The organism is Taklimakanibacter albus, assembly GCF_016595235.1.
Classification (GTDB): Bacteria; Pseudomonadota; Alphaproteobacteria; order Rhizobiales; family Aestuariivirgaceae; genus Taklimakanibacter; species Taklimakanibacter albus.
On the sequence record NZ_JAENHL010000003.1, the window covers coordinates 69,619 to 88,094 of the forward strand.

The following is an 18,476-nucleotide window of genomic DNA, read 5'->3' on the forward strand; positions in this document are numbered from 1 at the left end:
GTGAGGGAACGGGGACGATTCGCGCATAGGGGAAGCGCGCCGGTCATGAGCGTCAGGTCAAATGCCGAAAGCTTGAGGCACATTCCACTCTTCGCGGAGTGTGATCCGGCGCATCTGCAGGTCATGGCCTTCGCCAGCGAACGGGCCCAATTCGCCGCGGGCGAGGATGTTTTCCAGGTCGGCGGCAAGGGCGCCACGGCGTTTCTGATTCTCAGCGGCGAAGCGGAGGTCTGGGCCGGCCAGGGCGAGCAGCGCATACCGGTGGCGATGGCCGGGCCCGGCGCCTTTCTGGGCGAGCTCGCGATGATCGCCGGCCTGCCCTATTCGCTGAATGTGACGGCCAAGACCGATGTCGCCGCCACCCGTATCAGCCGCGACATGTTCATGCGCGTGGTCGGCGAGTTTCCCGATTTCGGCAGCCATGTCATGTCGGCTTTGTCGCGCAAGCTCGCCGGCTCGGTCAGCGAGTTCGATCGGGTCCGCCATCTCTTCGAAAGCGCCGGCTCGTTCCCGCGCGGGTGACTTTCAGGCGGCCTTCCTGGCGCGCAGCTTTGCACGCTTCGCGGCCTTTGGTTTCGGCCGTAGTTCAACACCCACAGCGCTCATGACCTTGAGCATCGTGTCAAAGCTCGGATTGCCCTTGCCGGACAACGCTTGGTAGAGCCCCTCACGGCTGAGGCCAGTCGCCTTGGCCACATTGGGCATGCCCTGAGCCTTGGCAACGGTGCCGAGCGCCTTGACGATAACACGGGTATCGCCGTCATAGTCCTCGAAGACGGCCTCCAGGAACGTCGCAATCTCCTCCGGGGTACGGAGATACTTGGCGGCGTCAAAGGGAGAAAGAGCGGCGCCGGCCGGCATTTCGGTGTTTGCCTTGCTCATTCCAGTCGGTCCTTCCAATAGATGGCAAACTTCTTCGCCTTCGCAATATCAGCGGTCTGGGTCGACTTATCGCCGCCCAAGAGAATAACGGTATCCTTCAGGACGATGTAGTAGACCCGATAGCCGGGGCCGAGATCGAAGCGCATCTCCATGACGCCATTGCCGACCGGCTTGGTGTCGCCAGCGTGGCCTGTCGACTCGAACTTGATCAGGCGGGCGACGATCCGCGCCGAAGCTTTGCGATCCTTCAGGTTGCTCAACCAGTTGTCGAAAGCTTCGGTGTTGACGTGCCGAGCCATATTGGTCGTTGTAGGTTAAATATTACTATGTGTCAACTAAATATTACAGTTGGCAGCGAATTGCGCGGCCCTCCCAGCGTTTCGACGGCGCGCGAGATCTCGCCCTAAAACTTCAGCGTCGCCATCACCGGAACGTGGTCGGAAGGCTGCGTCCAGCCCCGCGCCTCGCGCAGGATCTCGATGCCGTTGCTGCGGCGGGCGAGATCGGGGGTCGCCCAGATGTGGTCCAGGCGGCGGCCGCGGTTCGACAATTCCCAGTCATGGGCGCGGTAGCTCCACCAGGTATAGACCTTCTCCTCCGGCGGGATGTGCTGGCGGATCAGATCGACCCAGTTGCCGGCCTTCTGCGCGGCGGTGAGGCCGGTCGTCTCGACCGGCGTGTGGCTGACGATCTTGAGCAGCTGCTTATGCGACCAGACGTCGTTTTCGAGCGGCGCGATATTGAGGTCGCCGACGACGATGCCGTGATGTTTCTCGGGCACCGAGCCATTGCCGAACCAGTGCTCGAGTTCGGCGACGAAGTCGAGCTTGTGGCCGAATTTCTCGTTGATGGTGCGGTCGGGCTCGTCGCCGCCGGCCGGCACATAGAGATTGTGGATGATGATCGGCTCGCGCTCGCCGATGACGGCGGCGATGTGCCGGCAGTCCTGCTTCTTGCAGAAGGAGCGCACGGCGATCTGGTTGAGCGGCAGGCGTGAGACGATGGCCACCCCGTGATAGCCGGCCTGGCCGGATTCGGCGATGTGCGTGTAGCCCAGCTCCTTCAGGGGCGAGGAGGGAAACTGGCCTTGCGGGCACTTGGTTTCCTGCAGGCACAGGACGTCGGGATTATGTTCCTTGAGCAGCCGGCAGACGAGACCGATGCGCAGGCGCACGGAATTGATGTTCCAGGTGGCGATCTTCAGCTTTTTCATGGGGGCCCTCATGCCCGCCGGGCCGGCGTCAGGCAAGAGGGCAAAAAAATTGGGCGCCCGGTTCGGGGTCCGGGCGCCCGGCGCCTCGTGCGCAATTGCGCCGGGAGGGGAAAACCGGCGCGTACAGCAGATCCGTCATTTACAAGCGGGGGGGCGTAAATGAGGATGTTGCCCGCTGCACAGCCTCTAATTAGATAGTCCGTGCCCGGATTTCAATGCTCCGCCCAATCACAAACATGGGATCAGATATGTATATTTTCGGGGGCGAAACGCCGGAAAACCGGTCACAAAAACTGCACATTTCGCCTAAGGACTTGAATCGGCGCGGAATCCACGCCGCCTCTGGTTTGCGTTGCACAACTTCAGTTGCGCTTATCCTTCAGGCGACGGACCTGGATTGAAAATAATTTAGGATCGGCCTTGCCGCCGGCAACGATATTTTCGAGGGAAACGGTGGTCCGCCGGCCCTGCCCGTCGACCACCACCCATTGCTGGAGCTCCTTGCGGCCGTCGTCATAGACCAGGATCAGATGGCCCGGCACGGTCTTCTTGCGATCCTGCAAGGTGATGGTGGTGAGCCCGTCCTTGCTTTCGACGCCCAGGATGTTGGCTTCCTTGAGCAGATTGATGTCGTCGTCGAGCACCAGGCGGAGCGGGGTCTGCGACAAAGGATATTCCTCGAACTTCTCCTTGTCGCGGTTCTTGATCGTCACCCAGGTGCCGTCGGACACGATGATGAAGGGATTGGGCGCGGCATATTCAAAGCGCATCTTGCCGGGCTTGGCCAGGATGAAGACGCCCTTTGAAACATTGCCTTTCGAGCTCACCTGCGTGAACTCGCCCTTAAGGGTGCGGAAATCCTGGATATAAGCGGCGACTTCCTTGACCTTCGCCGACTGGTCGGCGGTGAGGTCATCGGATCGCGCCGCACCGGCGGGACCCGCCACGGCGATCATGGCGCCGAGGGTGGCCGCGGCCGCGAGGCCGATGAAATTCCTGCTGAAGAGCTTCTTCACGATGGGTTCCCTTCGTCTTTCTTGCCCCGCTCATCCCCCAACAAGGGGGCGCTTTTGCGGCGCTATTCTCGCTACGTCGGCTTACGCGGGGCCTGCCGGCGCTTGCAATTTCTCAATCCCGCGCGCTATCCCCCGGCACCAGGATTTCGCGCTTGCCGGTGGCGTTGGCCGACGAGATCAGGCCTTCCTTCTCCATCCGCTCGATGAGGCTCGCGGCCTTGTTGTAGCCGATCTGCAGGCGGCGTTGGATATAGCTGGTGGACACCTTCTTGTCGCGCAAGACCACCGCGACCGCCTGGTCGTAAAGATCGTCGCCCGAACCGCCGCCCTCGCCCGCAGCACCGCCCGAGCCCGGCTCGCCATAGGCCTCGTCCGGCTCCTCGGTGATCGCCTCGATATATTCGGGGGCGCCCTGCTTCTTGAGTGAGCGCACGATCTTCTCGACCTCGTCGTCGGAAACGAAAGGACCATGGAGACGCGAGATGCGACCGCCGCCCGCCATGTAGAGCATGTCGCCTTGGCCTAAGAGCTGCTCGGCGCCCTGCTCGCCCAGGATGGTGCGGCTGTCGATCTTGGACGTCACCTGGAAGGAGATGCGGGTCGGGAAGTTCGCCTTGATGGTGCCGGTGATGACGTCGACGGACGGACGCTGGGTGGCCATCACGACATGGATGCCGGCGGCGCGCGCCATCTGCGCCAGGCGCTGCACCGCGCCTTCGATGTCCTTGCCCGCCACCATCATGAGGTCGGCCATCTCGTCGATGATCACGACGATGTAGGGCATCGGCGACATGTCCATCTCTTCGCGCTCGAAGATCGGCTCGCCGGTCTCGGGATCGAAGCCGGTCTGCACGGTGCGCGACATCGCCTCGCCCTTCTCGCGCGCCTGCTCGAGCCTGGCGTTGAAGCCGTCGATATTGCGCACGCCGACCTTCGACATCTTGCGATAGCGGTCTTCCATCTCGCGCACCGCCCATTTGAGCGCCACCACCGCCTTGCGCGGATCGGTGACGACGGGGGCGAGCAGATGCGGGATGCCTTCATAGACCGAAAGCTCGAGCATCTTGGGATCGATCATGATCAGCTTGCAGCGCTCCGGCGTATGCCGATAGAGCAGCGACAGGATCATGGTGTTGATGCCGACCGATTTGCCGGAGCCGGTGGTGCCGGCGATGAGCAGATGCGGCATGCGGGCAAGATCGGCGAAGACCGGCTCGCCGCCGATATTCTTGCCGAGCGCCATAGCGAGGTTCTGATTGGTCTTCTCGAAGGCCTCGGAGCCCAGAAGCTCGCGCAGATACACCGTTTCGCGCTTGGGGTTGGGCAATTCGATGCCGATGGCGTTGCGACCCGACACCACCGCGACGCGGGCCGAGATGGCGCTCATCGAACGCGCAATGTCGTCGGCAAGGCTGATGACGCGCGACGACTTGATGCCGGGCGCCGGCTCGAGCTCATAGAGCGTCACGACGGGGCCGGGCTTCACATTGACGATCTGGCCGCGGACGCCGAAATCCTCGAGCACGCCTTCAAGGGCGCGGGCATTCTGCTCCAGCGTTTCCGGCGACAGGTCGATGGCGCGGCCGACCTTCTTGGGCTCGGCGAGCAGCGTCAGCGGCGGCAGCTCATATTCGCTGGCGGCGCGCTGCTTCTTGCCGGGCTTCGCCTGCTTGATGACCGGATCGTTGCGCGGGCTCACGCGGCGCGACGCGGCGGCGGCCGGCGTCTCGTCGGCTTCGTCGTCGGCCTCCTCTTCCTCGATCTCTTCGCCGGCTTCCTCTTCCAGCTCGATATCGACGTCGTCTTCCGCTTCGGCGGAAGGAAGCTTCAGCCAGGGCGGGTTATCCTGTTTGTCCTGCGCCGCGGCCCTGCCCTTCTTCGCGGCCTTGCCGTCGAGACGCGGCTCGACGCGCGCCCCTGACTTGCGGGCCGGCGCCGTGGCCGCTACCTGGCGCGCCTGGAAGGCCTTGTCCTGCGCCTTCAGATCGCGATGCATGCGCCAGCGCTGATAGAGAGTGTGCAGCAGATTCCACAGGCTCGTCGCAGCCCAGCGGATGTAATAGCCGAGTGCCGCCGAGAACGCGCCGTCGGAGCGGCTGAGGCCCGCCGCATTGGCGCCGGTGAGGACGGCGCCGAAGCCGAACAGAGCCGCGGCGACGAGCGAGGCGAAGAAACCCTTGAAGCCGAGATTGAGCAGCGTGAGCAGCGCCGATTTCAACACCTCGCCGGTCTGGCCGCCGAAGCCCGCTTCGAGCGCGAAGCTTTCAGGCGCCGGCATCATGGCGAGGAAGGCGGAGAAGGTGATGACGAACAGGATCCAGGCGAAGAACGAACGGATCGGGCGGATGACCGGCCGATGCGTCATCAGCCGCATGCTCCACAAAAGCGGCAAAGCGATCACCGCGATGACGCCAAGGCCGAACATCTGCATCAGCTGGTCGGAGATGACGGCGCCCGGATAGCCGAGAAGATTGCTCGGATCGCCGTCGACGGCGCGGCTCAAGGACGGATCGGTCGGCGACCAGGTGGCGAGCGCCACGCCGATGCCGGCACACAGCGCGAAGCACAGAAAACCGATGAACTCCATCAGGCGGTTGCGCAGGAAGCGGCGTATGGCCGCCGGTACGGCGCCGTCGTCCGTGTCGATTGGATGCTCGATAGCCATGCGCCGGCCCGCCATGGGGAACCCCGTCTTGCGTGATAAGAATAGTTAACGCGGAGTCTGGCGGGACGTGGTTAAAGTGGGGTTAAGTCTTATGAATTTGCGCGGGATTGGCGCGAAAAACCGGCATCCACTTTTTCGCATCCCGCGCATGAAAAAAGCGGGGCTTTTTCGGCCCCGCTCCACGCTTTTCTGCTGGCCCTACCAGGTCAGTTATAGGCGCGCTCGCCATGCGACGCGATGTCGAGGCCCTCGCGCTCCTCGGCTTCCGAGACCCTGAGGCCGGTGACCGCCTTGCAGATCAGCAGCGCCAGATAACTCACCACGCCCGACACCACGACGGCGGTCAGCACGGCGACGATCTGCGCCGTCATCTGGGTGCCGAAGGCGTAGTCGAGGAGTTTGGTGGAGGTGTCGGGGGCGAGGTAATCGGTGACACCCGAGCCGCCCAGCGCCGGATTGACGAAGATGCCGGTGAGGAGCGCGCCGATAATGCCGCCGACGCCGTGGACGCCGAAGACATCGAGCGAATCATCATAGCCGAACCTCGCCTTCATCCAGACGACGGCCCACAGGCACACGAGACCGGCGATGAGGCCGATGAGGATGGCCGCCGCCGGCCCTACCCAGCCGCAGGCCGGCGTGATGGCGACGAGACCCGCCACCGCGCCCGATGCGGCGCCGAGCAAGCTCGGATGGCCGCGCGTCACCCATTCACCGAAGGTCCAGGCCAGCGCCGCGGCGCCGGTGGCGATGGTCGTGTTGAGGACGACCAGCGCGGTCAGGCCGTTGGCTTCGAGATTGGAGCCGGCGTTGAAGCCATACCAGCCGACCCAGAGCAGCGAAGCGCCGATCAAGGTCAAGGTGAGGCTGTGCGGCGCCATGGCGTCCTTGCCGTAACCGACGCGCTTGCCGAGCACGAGGGCGCAGACGAGACCGGCGACGCCGGCATTGATGTGGACGACGGTGCCGCCGGCGAAATCGAGCGCGCCCCAGTTGAAGAGCCAGCCATTGGAGGCGTTGACCGCATTGCCGTAGTCGGCGAGGACCGTGGCCTTGGCCGCATCATCCGCGGCGGCGGCCAGCTTGGCGAGGAAATCGGTCGCCGCCTGCTCACCGACCGCGGCTTTCACCGCATCGAGATTGTCGGCGGACAGCGTGTAGGCATCGGGGCCGGCCCAGAACCACACCATATGCGCCATCGGCAGATAGGCGAAGGTGAACCACAGGACGAGGAACAAGAGCACCGCCTTGAACTTCATGCGCTCGGCGAAGGCGCCGACGATGAGGGCAGGGGTGATCGCCGCGAAAGTGAGCTGGAACATCACATAGGTGAGCTCCGGCACATAGACTTCCTTGGAGAAGGTCGCGGCGAGCGTCGAGACGTCGACGCCGGCGAGAAAGAATTTCGACAAGCCGCCGAAGAAGGCGGTGCCGCCGGTGAAGGCGATCGAATAGCCGTAGAGCACCCAGAGAATGCCGATGAGCGAGAAGCAGATGAAGACCTGGGTCAACACCGACAGCACGTTCTTGGCGCGCACCAGGCCGCCATAGAAGAGGGCGAGGCCCGGTATGGTCATCAGGATCACCAGGATGGTGGCGATCAGCATCCAGGTCGTGTCGCCCTTGTTGACGGTCGCGGCGGCAAACGCCGAGCCGGCGGGCAGGAGGCCGGCCAAGGCCAGACCCAAAGCGCCGGGCAAAAGCCGGCGCCGTGTGAACGCACGAAATGTCATTGCAGTATCCTTCATTTGAAAATCCTCCCCTTGAGCCTCACAGCGCATCGGTGCCGACCTCGCCGGTCCGGATGCGCACCGCTTCCTCGAGCGGGAGCACGAAGATCTTGCCGTCGCCGATCTGGCCGGTTTCACCGGCCTTGCGGATGGTCTCGACGACGCGGGCGCTGAGCGCCGTATCGACGGCGATCTCGATCTTCACCTTGGGAACGAAGGTCACGGCATATTCGGCGCCGCGATAGAACTCGGTATGGCCGCCCTGGCGGCCATGGCCTTTGACTTCGGTGACGGTAATCCCCTGTATGCCGATCGAGGCCAAGGCCTCACGGACCTCGTCGAGCTTATGTGGTTTGACGACGGCAATTATGTACTTCATGCGCCCATCTCCCTGATGTTGCGGCGCAGCAGACAAAACAAGTTCCGTGCCAGATTCTGGAAATCATCTATCTATTTGATAGAACTGCATATTTTTTGAGATGACCAGGAGTCAGTCAACAGGCGATGATGAATAATCGTGCAGAGTCTGTCGAAAGATCAAAAATTATGCAGAGACCGATGACTTGACGATCCGGCCCCACAGTGGCTTCTGGTCGGCATGGACAAAGCGGATATCCTCATCGCCGGCGCCGCCCTCAATGGGCTGGCGGCCGCCGTGGCTCTGGCGGGGCCCAAAGCGCGCACGCCGCTCGACATTCTGATCCTCGATCAGGCTGATCCGACCAAATTCTCGCGCGACACGTTCGATGGCCGCGCCTCGGCCATCACCGCCTCGTCGCGGCGCATGCTCGAGGCGCTGGGAGTATGGGAGGCGATCGCACTCCATGCCGAGCCGATGCGCGACATCATCGTCACCGACGCCAAGCTCGGCGCCGAGACCCGTCCGGCGCTGCTGCATTTCGGCGAAGAGGATCATGGCGGGGCCGCTTCCGCCTTCATGGTCGAGAACCGCCATCTCTATGGCGCGCTGCTCGACGCGGCGCTCGCATCGCCCCATGTGCGGCTCAAGACCGGCACGCGCATCGCATCCTACACATTCGGACCAGGTCTTGCCCGTGTCACGACGGAGACGGGCGAAGACGCCAAGGCGTCGCTGCTCGTCGCCGCCGATGGTCGCGCGTCGCCGGCCCGCAAGGCGGCGGGGATCGCGACCTATGGCTGGGCTTACGACCAGACCGGCATCGTCACCACCGTCGCCCATGAGCGGCCGCATCACGGCCGCGCCGAGGAACATTTCCTGCCTTCCGGCCCCTTCGCCATCCTGCCTTTGCCGCAGAATCGCAGCTCGCTGGTCTGGACCGAGCGCAGCGGCGAGGCGCAGCGCATCATGGCGCTCGACGATGCCGGCTTCCTTGCCGAATTGTCGCGCCGCTTCGGCGGTCATCTCGGCGAGATCAGCATCGCCGGCCCCCGCCATGCCTATCCGCTGTCGATGCAGATCGCCCAGTCCTTTACGGCTGAAAGGCTGGCGCTCATCGGCGATGCGGCGCATGTCATCCATCCGATCGCGGGCCTCGGATTCAATCTGGGCCTGCGCGATGTGGCGGCACTCGCCGAAAGCGTCGCCGAAGCGGTGAAGCTCGGGCTCGATCCGGGCTCGGACGCGGTGCTCGAAACCTATGCGCGCTGGCGCCGCTTCGACACGGCGATGACCGCGGTGGCGACCGACGGGCTGACGCGGCTGTTCTCCAACGACAACACCGCGCTCCGGGCCATTCGCGGCATGGGCCTGCGCGCCGCCGGCAGCCTCGGCGCGCTCAAAGGTTTCTTCATGCGCGAAGCGGCGGGCGAGACGGGACGTCTGCCCAAGCTGTTGCAGGGCGAGGCGGTCTGACTTTAAGAGGACGTGTCTTTCCCTCGTCCCGCTTCAGCGGGGAGAGGGAGGGGCCCAACGCGCCAGCGTTGGGAAGGTGAGGGGCATCCCTGTTACCCTTCTTTCTAATCACTGCAGCCTTCTCGATAGATCCGGTGGTCATTTTTGCACCAAGAGATCGGGCGCCCCTCACCCTCCCATTGCTTCGCAATGGGCCCCTCCCTCTCCCCGCTACGCGGGGCGAGGTAACTCCGAGCCGCCTCGCAAGATGTGTGAATCTGATAGCGGTGAAAGCCGGATGCATTGTAAAAATGCAACATCTTGGCGCTTTTCGTGCGAAAGGAGCCCCTTAGGTCTTGACCTCGGCATCGCCGCTGTGGGAATCGTCGACGATATTGAGCAACGTTTCGACGACAGGGGATGCCATGAGGTTTTGCCTACGACTCACGCCATTGGTTGTGGTCGCCATCCTTGCAACCGCTTCGCTTTCTCCGGCATCGGCAGCCAGCCAATGCACCGCCGCCCAGTGGCGCCAATTCAGCTCGCTGATGAATCAGCTCAACACCAACCTCTATCGTTTTGAGAACGCCAGGGTCAAAGAGATTTGCCGTGCCGGCCGGCCTCTGGTCGCTACACTTCGCAAGGCCAGTTCATGGATTCAGCGAAATCCCCAATGCACAATGGCAACGGCGCGCGATCGCAGGCAGGCACGCAAAATGATCTCCGTAGTTTCGCGTGCAACAGCCGACTTTCGGCGCGCCTGCGGCCGCTGAAATCTGGCCTCGAGGCTGATCGATTCGATCGACAGCCATCGGCGCGTCAGAATCCTTCGATGACGACCTTGCCTTTGGCCGCGCCGGTTTCGACGAGACGGTGCGCTTCGCGCATATTCGACGCATTGATCGGCGCAAGCACATGCGCGAGCGTGCTGCGCAGGCGCCCGGCATCGATCTCATCGGCTACCAAGGAAAGCAGCCTGTGCTGCTCGATCATGTCCGGCGTCTTGAACATGGCGCGCGTGAACATGAGTTCCCAATGCAGGCTCGCCGCCTTGGTCTTCATCTTGTCCATCGGCATCGGGTGATGGGTGTCGTCGATCGTCACGATGGCACCTTGCGGACGGATCAGCTCCACGGCGTCCGGCCAATGCCGCATGTCGTTGAAGATGGCGACATAGTCGACCTGCTGGTGGCCGAGCGCCTTCACTTGCTGGGCCAGCGGCTCGCGGTGATTCACGACATGATCGGCGCCGAGCTCCTTGACCCAGGCAATCGTTTCCGGCCGTGACGCTGTAGTGATCACCAGGAGACCGGCACGTTTGGCGAGCTGTATGCCGATCGAACCCACGCCGCCGGCGCCGCCGATGATCAGGATCGACTTGCCGGCGTCGGCGCCGTTGCGATCGATGCGCAAGCGGTCGAAGAACGATTCGTAAGCGGTGATGGTGGTGAGCGGCAGGGCTGCTGCTTCGGCGAAGGACAGTGACTTGGGCTTGCGTCCGACGATGCGCTCGTCGACGAGATGGAATTCCTGGTTGGTGCCGGGCCGGGTAATATCGCCGGCGTAGTAGACTTCGTCGCCGACCTTGAACAGCGTGACATCCGCACCGACCGCGGCGACGATGCCGGCGGCGTCATAACCGATCACGCGCGGGCTCGCCTCCACCTTGTCCTTGGGCGCGCGCACTTTGGTGTCGACCGGATTGACCGCCACGGCCTTCACCGCGACCAGAATATCATGGCCCGTCGCCTCCGGCCTCGGTAGCTCGATGTCGAGCAGGGAGGCGGGATCGGTGATCGGCAGGTAACGGGTGAAACCCACGGCTTTCATGTGACTCTCCTGATGCGGCGACTAGAGCGCTTCCGGCCAAAGTTGCTCGACTTTGGCGACAAGGAAGCGCTCCAGGTTATATGACTGGTGTATAGATATTGCGATCCGGCTGTAAAATTCGCTAAATTCCGAAATCATAATTCGGAAAATACGAAGAATGCTTCTCGATAATCTCGCGCTTTTCCTGCGCATTGTCGAAAAAGGCGGGCTCGCCGCCGCCGGGCGGGAAATCGGGCTGTCGCCGGCCACCGTCTCGGAACGCCTGGCGGCACTGGAGCGCCGCTATGGAGCGACGCTTCTGAAGCGAACCACACGCGCGATCAGTCTCACGGATGAAGGGCGGCTCCTGGTGGAGGGCGCGCGCCGGCTGCTGGCCGAGGCGGAGGATCTGGACAGCCTGGTCAAGCACGGCGCCGAACGGATATCCGGCCCGATCCGCCTCAGCGCACCCGAAGATCTCGGCCGCCGCCGCATCGTGCCGGTCATCGACGCCTTCCTCGCCGAGCACCCCGCCGTGACGGTCGATCTCAACCTGACGGATGGCTATGTCGATCTCGTCGGCCAGGGCCTGGATTTCGCAATCAGGCATGGCGTGCTCGCCGACAGCAGCCTGCGCTCGATACCACTCGGCGAAAACCGGCGCATCGTATGCGCGGCGCCCGGCTATCTGGTCAGGCATGGTGCGCCGCGCCATCCCCGCGACCTCGCGCAGCATGACTGCATCCTCATGCGCTTCGGCCAGAATATCGACCGCCGCTGGCCTTTCCTCATCGCTGGTCGCCTGGAGCGGGTCTCGGTCCAAGGCCGGCGCATCGCCAATGATGGCGGGCTCGTTCGGCAATGGTGCAAGCAAGGCCACGGCATCGCGCTGAAGTCGATCCGCGACATCGACGAGGATCTTGCAACGGGCGCGCTGGTCGAGCTGCTCCAGGAATACGCCGCCGGCAGCACCGCCCTGCAGATCGTCTTCCCGCCCAGCCGCGTGCAGCCGCGCCGCGTGCGCATGCTCATCGAATGCATAGACACGGCGTTGGCTGACCGTCTGCCCCTCGACGGGCACAGCGTCATGCCATAGCATCCGGCCGGGCATGCGAAGGGCTGAAGCGTAGATGAGTGAAGTCGTCGTCCGGTTGGGACACCACACGGTTGCAATAGAGCTGCCCGAACATCTGCTCAGCGATGGCATCCTCGCAAGCTTGAAGAGCGATGTCCCGCAGGCCGGCGTCGATGAGCGGATCATCGTCAGCATGGCGAGCGATCGCAGCTACGCGTTGCAAGGCGGTCACGGACCGGAAGAAGAAGACGGCTTGAAGCGCGGCGCCTTGCTCGAGCGCCTGCTGGCCCGCCTTGCCGGGACGTTTGCCCGCAAGGCCCAGGTGCCGGTGCTGCGCGCCGCGGCGGTCGGCTGGGCCGATGGCGCGGTGCTCATTGCCGGTCCTGAGGCGTCGGGAAAATCATCGCTGGCCGCCTGGTTCATCGAGACGGGCTTTGCGCTCATCGGTGACGACCAGGTCGCCATCACCGACGCTCTGGGAACAGTTTCGGGCTACCCGGCACCGCTCGCTTTCGCCGCCGGTGATGCAGATCATCTCATCGCGCTCACCGATTTCGCCTCAGCACCCATGGCGCGCACCGCCGAGCGTATTCATGTCGGCGTCAGGGAAGCCTGGCGTGCCGACGGGGATGCGCTTGCCTGCCGGATGATGATATTTCCCCATTTCGCGCGCGACGCGCAGCCGCGTCTCGAAAAGCTCGAAACCGTCGCCGCGGCGCGGCTCCTCAAGGCACAGCTGACCTCGCCGGCCGGCGGTGAAGCCGACTACTGGACCATCCAGATGGCGCGCAGCATTCCCGCCATCGCGCTCACCTACTCGCATTACGACCAGATCAACGGCCTGCTCGACCGGCTCGTCAAGCTCGTCATCGACGAGAGGCTGTCGCCTGTCGATTTCGACCGCTTCGTTTCAGGTATCGGGCGTCCGGCCTCGACGGCGGCGCGCAAATACCCCGTTCCGGAACGCAGCACGCGACGGTTCTCGCCCTTTCTCACCATCGGAATGGCGACCTATGACGATTATGACGGCGTCTATTTCAGTCTCCAGGCGATCCGCCTCTATCATCCCGAGATCGTCGATGAGGTCGAGTTTCTGATCATCGACAATCATCCGGATGGTCCCTGTGCGGCGGCGCTCAAGGATCTCGAGAAGCATATCCCGAATCTGCGCTACATTCCGGCCGCCGATGTCACCGGAACCGCGGTGCGCGACCGCGTCTTCAGCGAGGCGGGGGGCGAATTCGTCCTGTGCATGGATTGCCATGTCCTGTTCGCGCCGGCGAGCCTCAGGAAGCTCATCGATTATTTCCGCAGCGTGCCGGAGAGCGGCGACCTGATCCAGGGGCCGTTGATCTACGATGATCTCGCGACGATCAGCACGCACTGGCTGGAAGGCTGGCGGGAGGGGATGTTCGGCTACTGGTACAAGAATCCCGCCGGTGCGGAGTCCGATGGTCAGCCCTTCGAGATCACGTTCCAGGGCCTCGGCATCTTCGCGTGCCGGCGCGCGGCCTGGCCGGGTTTCAATCCGGCCTTCCGCGGCTTCGGTGGCGAGGAAGGTTATATCCAGGAGAGATTCCGCCGGGCCGGTCACCGCGTGCTGTGCCTGCCGGCGCTGCGCTGGGTGCACCGTTTCGGACGGCCGATGGGACAGACCTATCCCAACCGATGGGAAGACCGTATCCGCAACTATCTCATCGGCTTCGGCGAGATCGGCTGGGACACGACGGAGATGCAGCAGCATTTCCGCGAACGCCTGGGGCAGCAAACGGCCGATCGCATCTTTGCCGCCATCCGCAAAGAGCTCGCCGCGGGAGGAGAGGGGCAGGAGCTCGATCCGGTTCGTCTGGACGACTTCCGGGATGACGAGCCTTATGATCTCGGCGAAGCGCGCTTACGTTTCGTCGCCGAAACAGCGGTGCCGGTGCTGCTCGGGAAATTTGCCTTCGACACGGTGACCTGCCTGGGGCGTGGGGCGGATATCTGGCTGCGCGAATTCGCGCGGCACGGCATCGTATCGCCACCCGAGATGCCGGATCCGTCGCGTTCTCTCGTCTGTTGCTTCGAGCCGGGCGATATTTCAACGGTCGTGGCAGCCGAGCACTGTGTGGGGCGTCTCACCGCCATGGCCCCGGTTGTCGTGTTCACCTTCGCACGCCCGCCGGGTGACGATGCGATCGACTACAATCGGATCAGAGCGTCATGGACGGCGTTGTTTGCGCGGCGCGGATACAAGCCCATCGATTGCCTGCGCCCGGCGCTGGCGCATGACCCGCGCGCCGACAGCCACTATCAGCAGAATCTCATCGTTTTCAGCCGAAGCGGGGTGGCGGCTGGCGCGCAGCGTGCGCCGGCTATCTTGTCCAGGACGGCAGGGACGAATGTCTCCGTCATCATTCCGGTCTATAATGGCGCGGCGTTTCTGGGCCAGGCGATCGAAAGCATTCTCCTGCAGACGCACAGCCAGTTCGAGCTGATCGTGGTGAATGACGGCTCGACCGACACGACCGGTGCCATCGCCGACAGCTACGCCACGGCCGACAAGCGCATTCGCGTCATCCACCAGCGCAATGGTGGCGAAGCGGCCGCCTTCAATGCCGGGGCCGCGGCGGCGCGTTTTGCGCTGTTGGCCCGGGTCGATCATGATGACGTGGCATTGCCCGAGCGGCTGGCGCTGCAGGTCGCCTTCCTGGAAAAGCACGAAGACGTCGCCGCGGTCGGCGGCACCATGCGGTGTATTGACCGACAAGGAAAGCTCACGGGCACCAGAGCAACCTATCCGCTCACCCCGGAAGCCTGCCATGCGGCGCTGGTGAACGCGACCGCCGGCCCGATCGGCAATCCGGCCGCGATGATCAGAAAGGCCGCCTTCGAGCGCTGTGGCGGACTCAGGGTGCAGTTCAGGACTTCCAGCGATTTCGACCTGTGGTTGCGTCTGGATGAGCAGTTCAAGCTGGCAAATCTTCCCGATGTCCTGGTCGATTACCGCATGCACGGGGCCAATCTGACGGCCAAAGGAAGATTCGCCCAGGCATTGAATGCCCATATCGCCAAGCAGGCGGCCCTTCTGCGGCGGCGCGGCGAGGCCGACCCCGTCAACAATTGGACCAAGCTCGGGCTGGAAACCCTGGCCGTATTTCCCATGCTGGAGGAGGATAAAGCCCGGGCCTATTCCGAGCTTTTCGAGGCGGCTCTGACAAATTTCACCACGACCAGTGACACGGTCTTTCTGGCTCTGGCGGACAAATGCCTTTCATTGATCCCGGATGGATATGATCTAACCTAGGGTTAAGGTACCTAAGTGTGATCAAAATGCAACGCGGGGCAATTTTTTCACCGGGGCAATGAACTCTGCGTAAATGTGGCTAGGAATGAAACCCATCTTCCGATAGCCTTATCAGCTGCAGAAAACTGCCTGTCGGGGAACGTTATGTCACTCAAGACGTCATTGATGAGCGCCAGCTCGGGGCTGGCTATTGCTTTAATGAGCCAGATACCTGGGGCGCAGGCCGCTGATGTGGTGAATGAGCCACTTTGTGCCGTGTCCGGCATCAACGGAAAAGTCGAAGCCATCGGCGGGTATTCCGAGAACAACGACTCCAAGGGCGACGCCCTGGTCAGCGGCCTCGGTTCGCTCAGTATCCCGCTCGGCTGCGATTTCGGCTTCCAGGCCGATATCGGCATCATCGACGAGCTCGATCATACGACGTATGGCGGCGCCGGCCATTTGTTCGCCCGCGACCCCGACTCCTATCTCATCGGCCTGACCGGCGGCTATTTCGACGCCGGTGACACGAATCTCTGGGCCATCGGTCCTGAGGCCGAACTCTATCTGGGCCAGGTCACCCTTAAAGGTTGGGGCGGCTATCTCGATGTGGATGCCGACGGCGATTCAGGCGGCGGCGACGGCTTTGCCATCGTCGATGCGGCCTTCTATCCGACCGACGACCTCGAATTGTCGATTGGCGCCAGCATCATCGGCGATCAGGAATTCGCGCGCGCCGGCCTCGAATATCAGTTCGCCGACTCGATGACCGTCTCCTTCGGCGGAAAGATCGGCGAAGACGACTACTTCAATGTCACCGGTGGTCTCAGCTTCTACTTCGGTGGCGGCGAGAAGAGCCTGATCCGGCGTCATCGCGAGGACGATCCGGACAACCGTATCCTGGACTTCGTCGGCTTCAAGGAAGCCAAGAACAAATCGAAGGCCAACAATACCGGCACGGGAACCAATACGCAGCCCCCGCCGACGACCAGCCCGCCGTTCACCGGCACTTTCCCTGGCTGATCGCGCGACAGCCGTTCCGATAAAAGTATGGCCGCCCTCTGGGCGGCCATTTCGTTTTAGGTGATGTTGATCAGCGGCTTCCCGCCATGGCGCTCAAAGCGTGATGGCTCAAGAAGGAGTCGCCGTCACGCTTTGTATATTTGTTCGCGCAAGCTTTTTCCGGACAAGCGCTTCGCATTTTTCCGGATCAAGCTCTAGAACAGCCCGGCGATCTGGCCCTTGGCGTCGAGGCCGATCGTTTCGGCCGACGGCACCTTGGGCAGGCCCGGCATGGTCATGATGTCACCGCAGATGACGACGATGAACTCGGCGCCCGCCGACAGCCGCACCTCGCGGATCGGCACGACGTGGTTGGTCGGCGCGCCCTTGAGATTCGGATCGGTCGAGAAGGAATATTGCGTCTTGGCCATGCAGATCGGGAATTTGCCGTAGCCCTGCGCCTCATAGGCCTTGAACTGGTCGCGCACCGATTTGTCGGCGACGATGTCGTCGGCGCGATAGATTTCGCGCGCGATCGTCTTGACCTTGTCCCACAAGGGCATCGCATCGTCATAGATCGGATGGAACTGGCTCGAACCCTTGTCGGCGAGCGCCGCCACATGCTTGGCCAGTGCCTCGGTGCCCTTGCCGCCGTCCGCCCAATGCGTGCATTTGAAGCCTTCGACGCCATGCTCGTGGCAGAAATCGGTGATCGCTTTCACTTCCGCATCGGTGTCGGTGACGAAGTGATTGACCGCCACCGCGATGGGCACGCCGAACTTCTTCACATTCTCGATATGACGGCCGAGATTGGCGAGGCCCTTCTTCACCGCCTCGACATTCTCTTTCTTGAGATCGTCCTTGCCGACGCCGCCATGCATCTTGAGCGCGCGCACCGTGGCGACGATCACCGTCACATCCGGATGCAGGCCGGCCTTGCGGCATTTGATGTCGAAGAATTTCTCGGCACCGAGATCGGCGCCGAAGCCCGCTTCGGTGACGACATAATCGGCGAGCTTGAGCCCCGCCTTGGTCGCCATCGCCGAGTTGCAGCCATGCGCGATATTGGCGAAGGGGCCGCCATGCACGAAAGCCGGGTTGTTCTCGAGCGTCTGCACCAGATTGGGCAGCAGCGCGTCCTTCAGCAGCACGGTCATGGCGCCGGCCGCTTTGATGTCCTTGGCGAGCACCTGACCCTTGTCGCGCTTATGGCCGATGACGATCTGGCCGATGCGGCGCTCGAGATCCTCGATCGAGGTCGCGAGACAGAGGATCGCCATGATCTCGGACGCGACGGTGATGTCGAAGCCCGCTTCACGCGGGAAGCCGTTGGCGACACCGCCCAGCGAGCAGACGATATCGCGCAGCGCACGGTCGTTCATGTCCATCACGCGGCGCCAGGAAATGCGGCGGGTGTCGAGGCCGAGCTCGTTGCCCCAATAGATGTGGTTGTCGATCATCGCCGAGAGCAGGTTATGCGCCGACGTGATGGCGTGGAAGTCGCCGGTGAAATGGAGATTGATGTCTTCCATCGGCACGATCTGGGCATAACCGCCGCCGGCCGCACCACCCTTCATGCCGAAGCAGGGGCCGAGCGAAGGCTCGCGCAGGCAGATCATCGTTTTCTTGCCGATGCGGTTGAGGCCGTCGCCCAGGCCGACCGTCGTCGTCGTCTTGCCTTCGCCGGCGGGCGTCGGGTTAATGGCGGTGACGAGGATGAGCTTGCCGTCTTTCTTCTTGGAAAGGCCGGAGATGAAGTCGAGGGACAGCTTGGCCTTGGTGTGGCCGTAGGGGATCAGATCTTCGGTGGGAATGCCGAGCTTCTTGCCGATCTCGAGGATCGGCTTCATTTTCGCTTCCCGGGCGATCTCGATGTCGCTCTTGACGGTGGCCATGACGGTGACTTCCTCCCACTCTGCAATATGCGAAAGAGGAGCGAACAATAGCCACGCCATTTTGGCAAGGCGAGCGCGAAACGGCATCCTTAAGCGGATTGCGACACTCTG

Annotated in this window: 15 protein-coding genes and 1 pseudogene; 6 read left to right on the forward strand and 10 right to left on the reverse strand. The window is 63.0% G+C overall.

The window, feature by feature from the left end; translation table 11 throughout:
* The first annotated feature begins 45 nt into the window (after positions 1-45).
* Positions 46-522, forward strand: a complete 477-nt coding sequence (locus tag JHL16_RS00370; RefSeq protein ID WP_200182924.1) for a Crp/Fnr family transcriptional regulator — start codon at positions 46-48, stop codon at positions 520-522.
* Positions 523-525: 3 nt separating this feature from the next.
* Here the strand turns inward: JHL16_RS00370 and JHL16_RS00375 are convergent, their stop codons facing one another.
* The 8 genes and pseudogenes from JHL16_RS00375 to JHL16_RS00405 all read right to left on the reverse strand — a co-directional run bounded on the left by JHL16_RS00375 (position 526) and on the right by JHL16_RS00405 (position 7,885).
* Positions 526-882, reverse strand: coding sequence for an addiction module antidote protein (locus JHL16_RS00375; RefSeq protein WP_246770710.1), 357 nt, complete (start codon positions 880-882; stop codon positions 526-528).
* The gene (locus JHL16_RS00380; RefSeq protein WP_200182925.1) at positions 879-1,181 is read right to left on the reverse strand and encodes a type II toxin-antitoxin system RelE/ParE family toxin; all 303 of its coding nucleotides are present in this window, start codon (positions 1,179-1,181) and stop codon (positions 879-881) included. The genes JHL16_RS00375 and JHL16_RS00380 overlap by 4 nt, the downstream gene beginning before the upstream one ends.
* Before the next feature lie 104 nt (positions 1,182-1,285).
* A complete protein-coding gene (locus tag JHL16_RS00385) occupies positions 1,286-2,095 on the reverse strand; it encodes an exodeoxyribonuclease III (protein WP_246770711.1) in 810 nt (269 codons plus the stop codon).
* Between the two features lie 362 nt (positions 2,096-2,457).
* Entirely contained in the window at positions 2,458-3,111 is a 654-nt protein-coding gene (locus tag JHL16_RS00390; RefSeq protein WP_200182927.1) for an outer-membrane lipoprotein carrier protein LolA, read from the reverse strand.
* A gap of 112 nt (positions 3,112-3,223) precedes the next feature.
* The gene (locus JHL16_RS35490; RefSeq protein WP_420884506.1) at positions 3,224-4,810 is read right to left on the reverse strand and encodes a DNA translocase FtsK; all 1,587 of its coding nucleotides are present in this window, start codon (positions 4,808-4,810) and stop codon (positions 3,224-3,226) included.
* A gap of 450 nt (positions 4,811-5,260) precedes the next feature.
* Positions 5,261-5,791: pseudogene (locus JHL16_RS35495) on the reverse strand (DNA translocase FtsK 4TM domain-containing protein); the annotation flags it as partial.
* A 191-nt stretch (positions 5,792-5,982) separates the two neighbouring features.
* Positions 5,983-7,509 (reverse strand): ammonium transporter, encoded by a 1,527-nt coding sequence (locus JHL16_RS00400; protein ID WP_200182928.1) that lies wholly within the window; start codon positions 7,507-7,509, stop codon positions 5,983-5,985.
* A gap of 37 nt (positions 7,510-7,546) precedes the next feature.
* Positions 7,547-7,885 (reverse strand): P-II family nitrogen regulator, encoded by a 339-nt coding sequence (locus JHL16_RS00405; RefSeq protein ID WP_200182929.1) that lies wholly within the window; start codon positions 7,883-7,885, stop codon positions 7,547-7,549.
* Positions 7,886-8,104: 219 nt separating this feature from the next.
* On the opposite strand from JHL16_RS00405, the gene JHL16_RS00410 reads away from it, so the two are divergent.
* Positions 8,105-9,340 (forward strand): FAD-dependent monooxygenase, encoded by a 1,236-nt coding sequence (locus JHL16_RS00410; RefSeq protein ID WP_200182930.1) that lies wholly within the window; start codon positions 8,105-8,107, stop codon positions 9,338-9,340.
* A 335-nt stretch (positions 9,341-9,675) separates the two neighbouring features.
* Positions 9,676-10,092 carry a hypothetical protein gene (locus tag JHL16_RS00415; RefSeq protein WP_200182931.1) on the forward strand — a complete coding sequence of 139 codons (417 nt, stop codon included), beginning with the start codon at positions 9,676-9,678 and terminating at the stop codon, positions 10,090-10,092.
* 46 nt (positions 10,093-10,138) lie between these two features.
* Here the strand turns inward: JHL16_RS00415 and JHL16_RS00420 are convergent, their stop codons facing one another.
* Complete coding sequence (locus tag JHL16_RS00420; RefSeq protein WP_200182932.1) at positions 10,139-11,149, reverse strand: zinc-binding alcohol dehydrogenase family protein; 1,011 nt, start codon at positions 11,147-11,149, stop codon at positions 10,139-10,141.
* Between the two features lie 157 nt (positions 11,150-11,306).
* Between JHL16_RS00420 and JHL16_RS00425 the strand changes: the two genes are divergently transcribed.
* The 3 genes from JHL16_RS00425 (at position 11,307) to JHL16_RS00435 (ending at position 16,491) form a co-directional block, all read left to right on the forward strand.
* On the forward strand, positions 11,307-12,224 hold the full coding sequence (locus tag JHL16_RS00425; protein ID WP_200182933.1) for a LysR family transcriptional regulator: 918 nt from the start codon (positions 11,307-11,309) through the stop codon (positions 12,222-12,224).
* A 34-nt stretch (positions 12,225-12,258) separates the two neighbouring features.
* The gene (locus tag JHL16_RS00430; protein WP_200182934.1) at positions 12,259-15,489 is read left to right on the forward strand and encodes a glycosyltransferase; all 3,231 of its coding nucleotides are present in this window, start codon (positions 12,259-12,261) and stop codon (positions 15,487-15,489) included.
* 198 nt (positions 15,490-15,687) lie between these two features.
* A complete protein-coding gene (locus JHL16_RS00435; protein WP_200182935.1) occupies positions 15,688-16,491 on the forward strand; it encodes a hypothetical protein in 804 nt (267 codons plus the stop codon).
* Between the two features lie 194 nt (positions 16,492-16,685).
* On the opposite strand, the gene JHL16_RS00440 is transcribed toward JHL16_RS00435, so the two are convergent.
* Complete coding sequence (locus JHL16_RS00440) at positions 16,686-18,365, reverse strand: formate--tetrahydrofolate ligase (protein WP_200182936.1); 1,680 nt, start codon at positions 18,363-18,365, stop codon at positions 16,686-16,688.
* Positions 18,366-18,476: the final 111 nt, after the last annotated feature.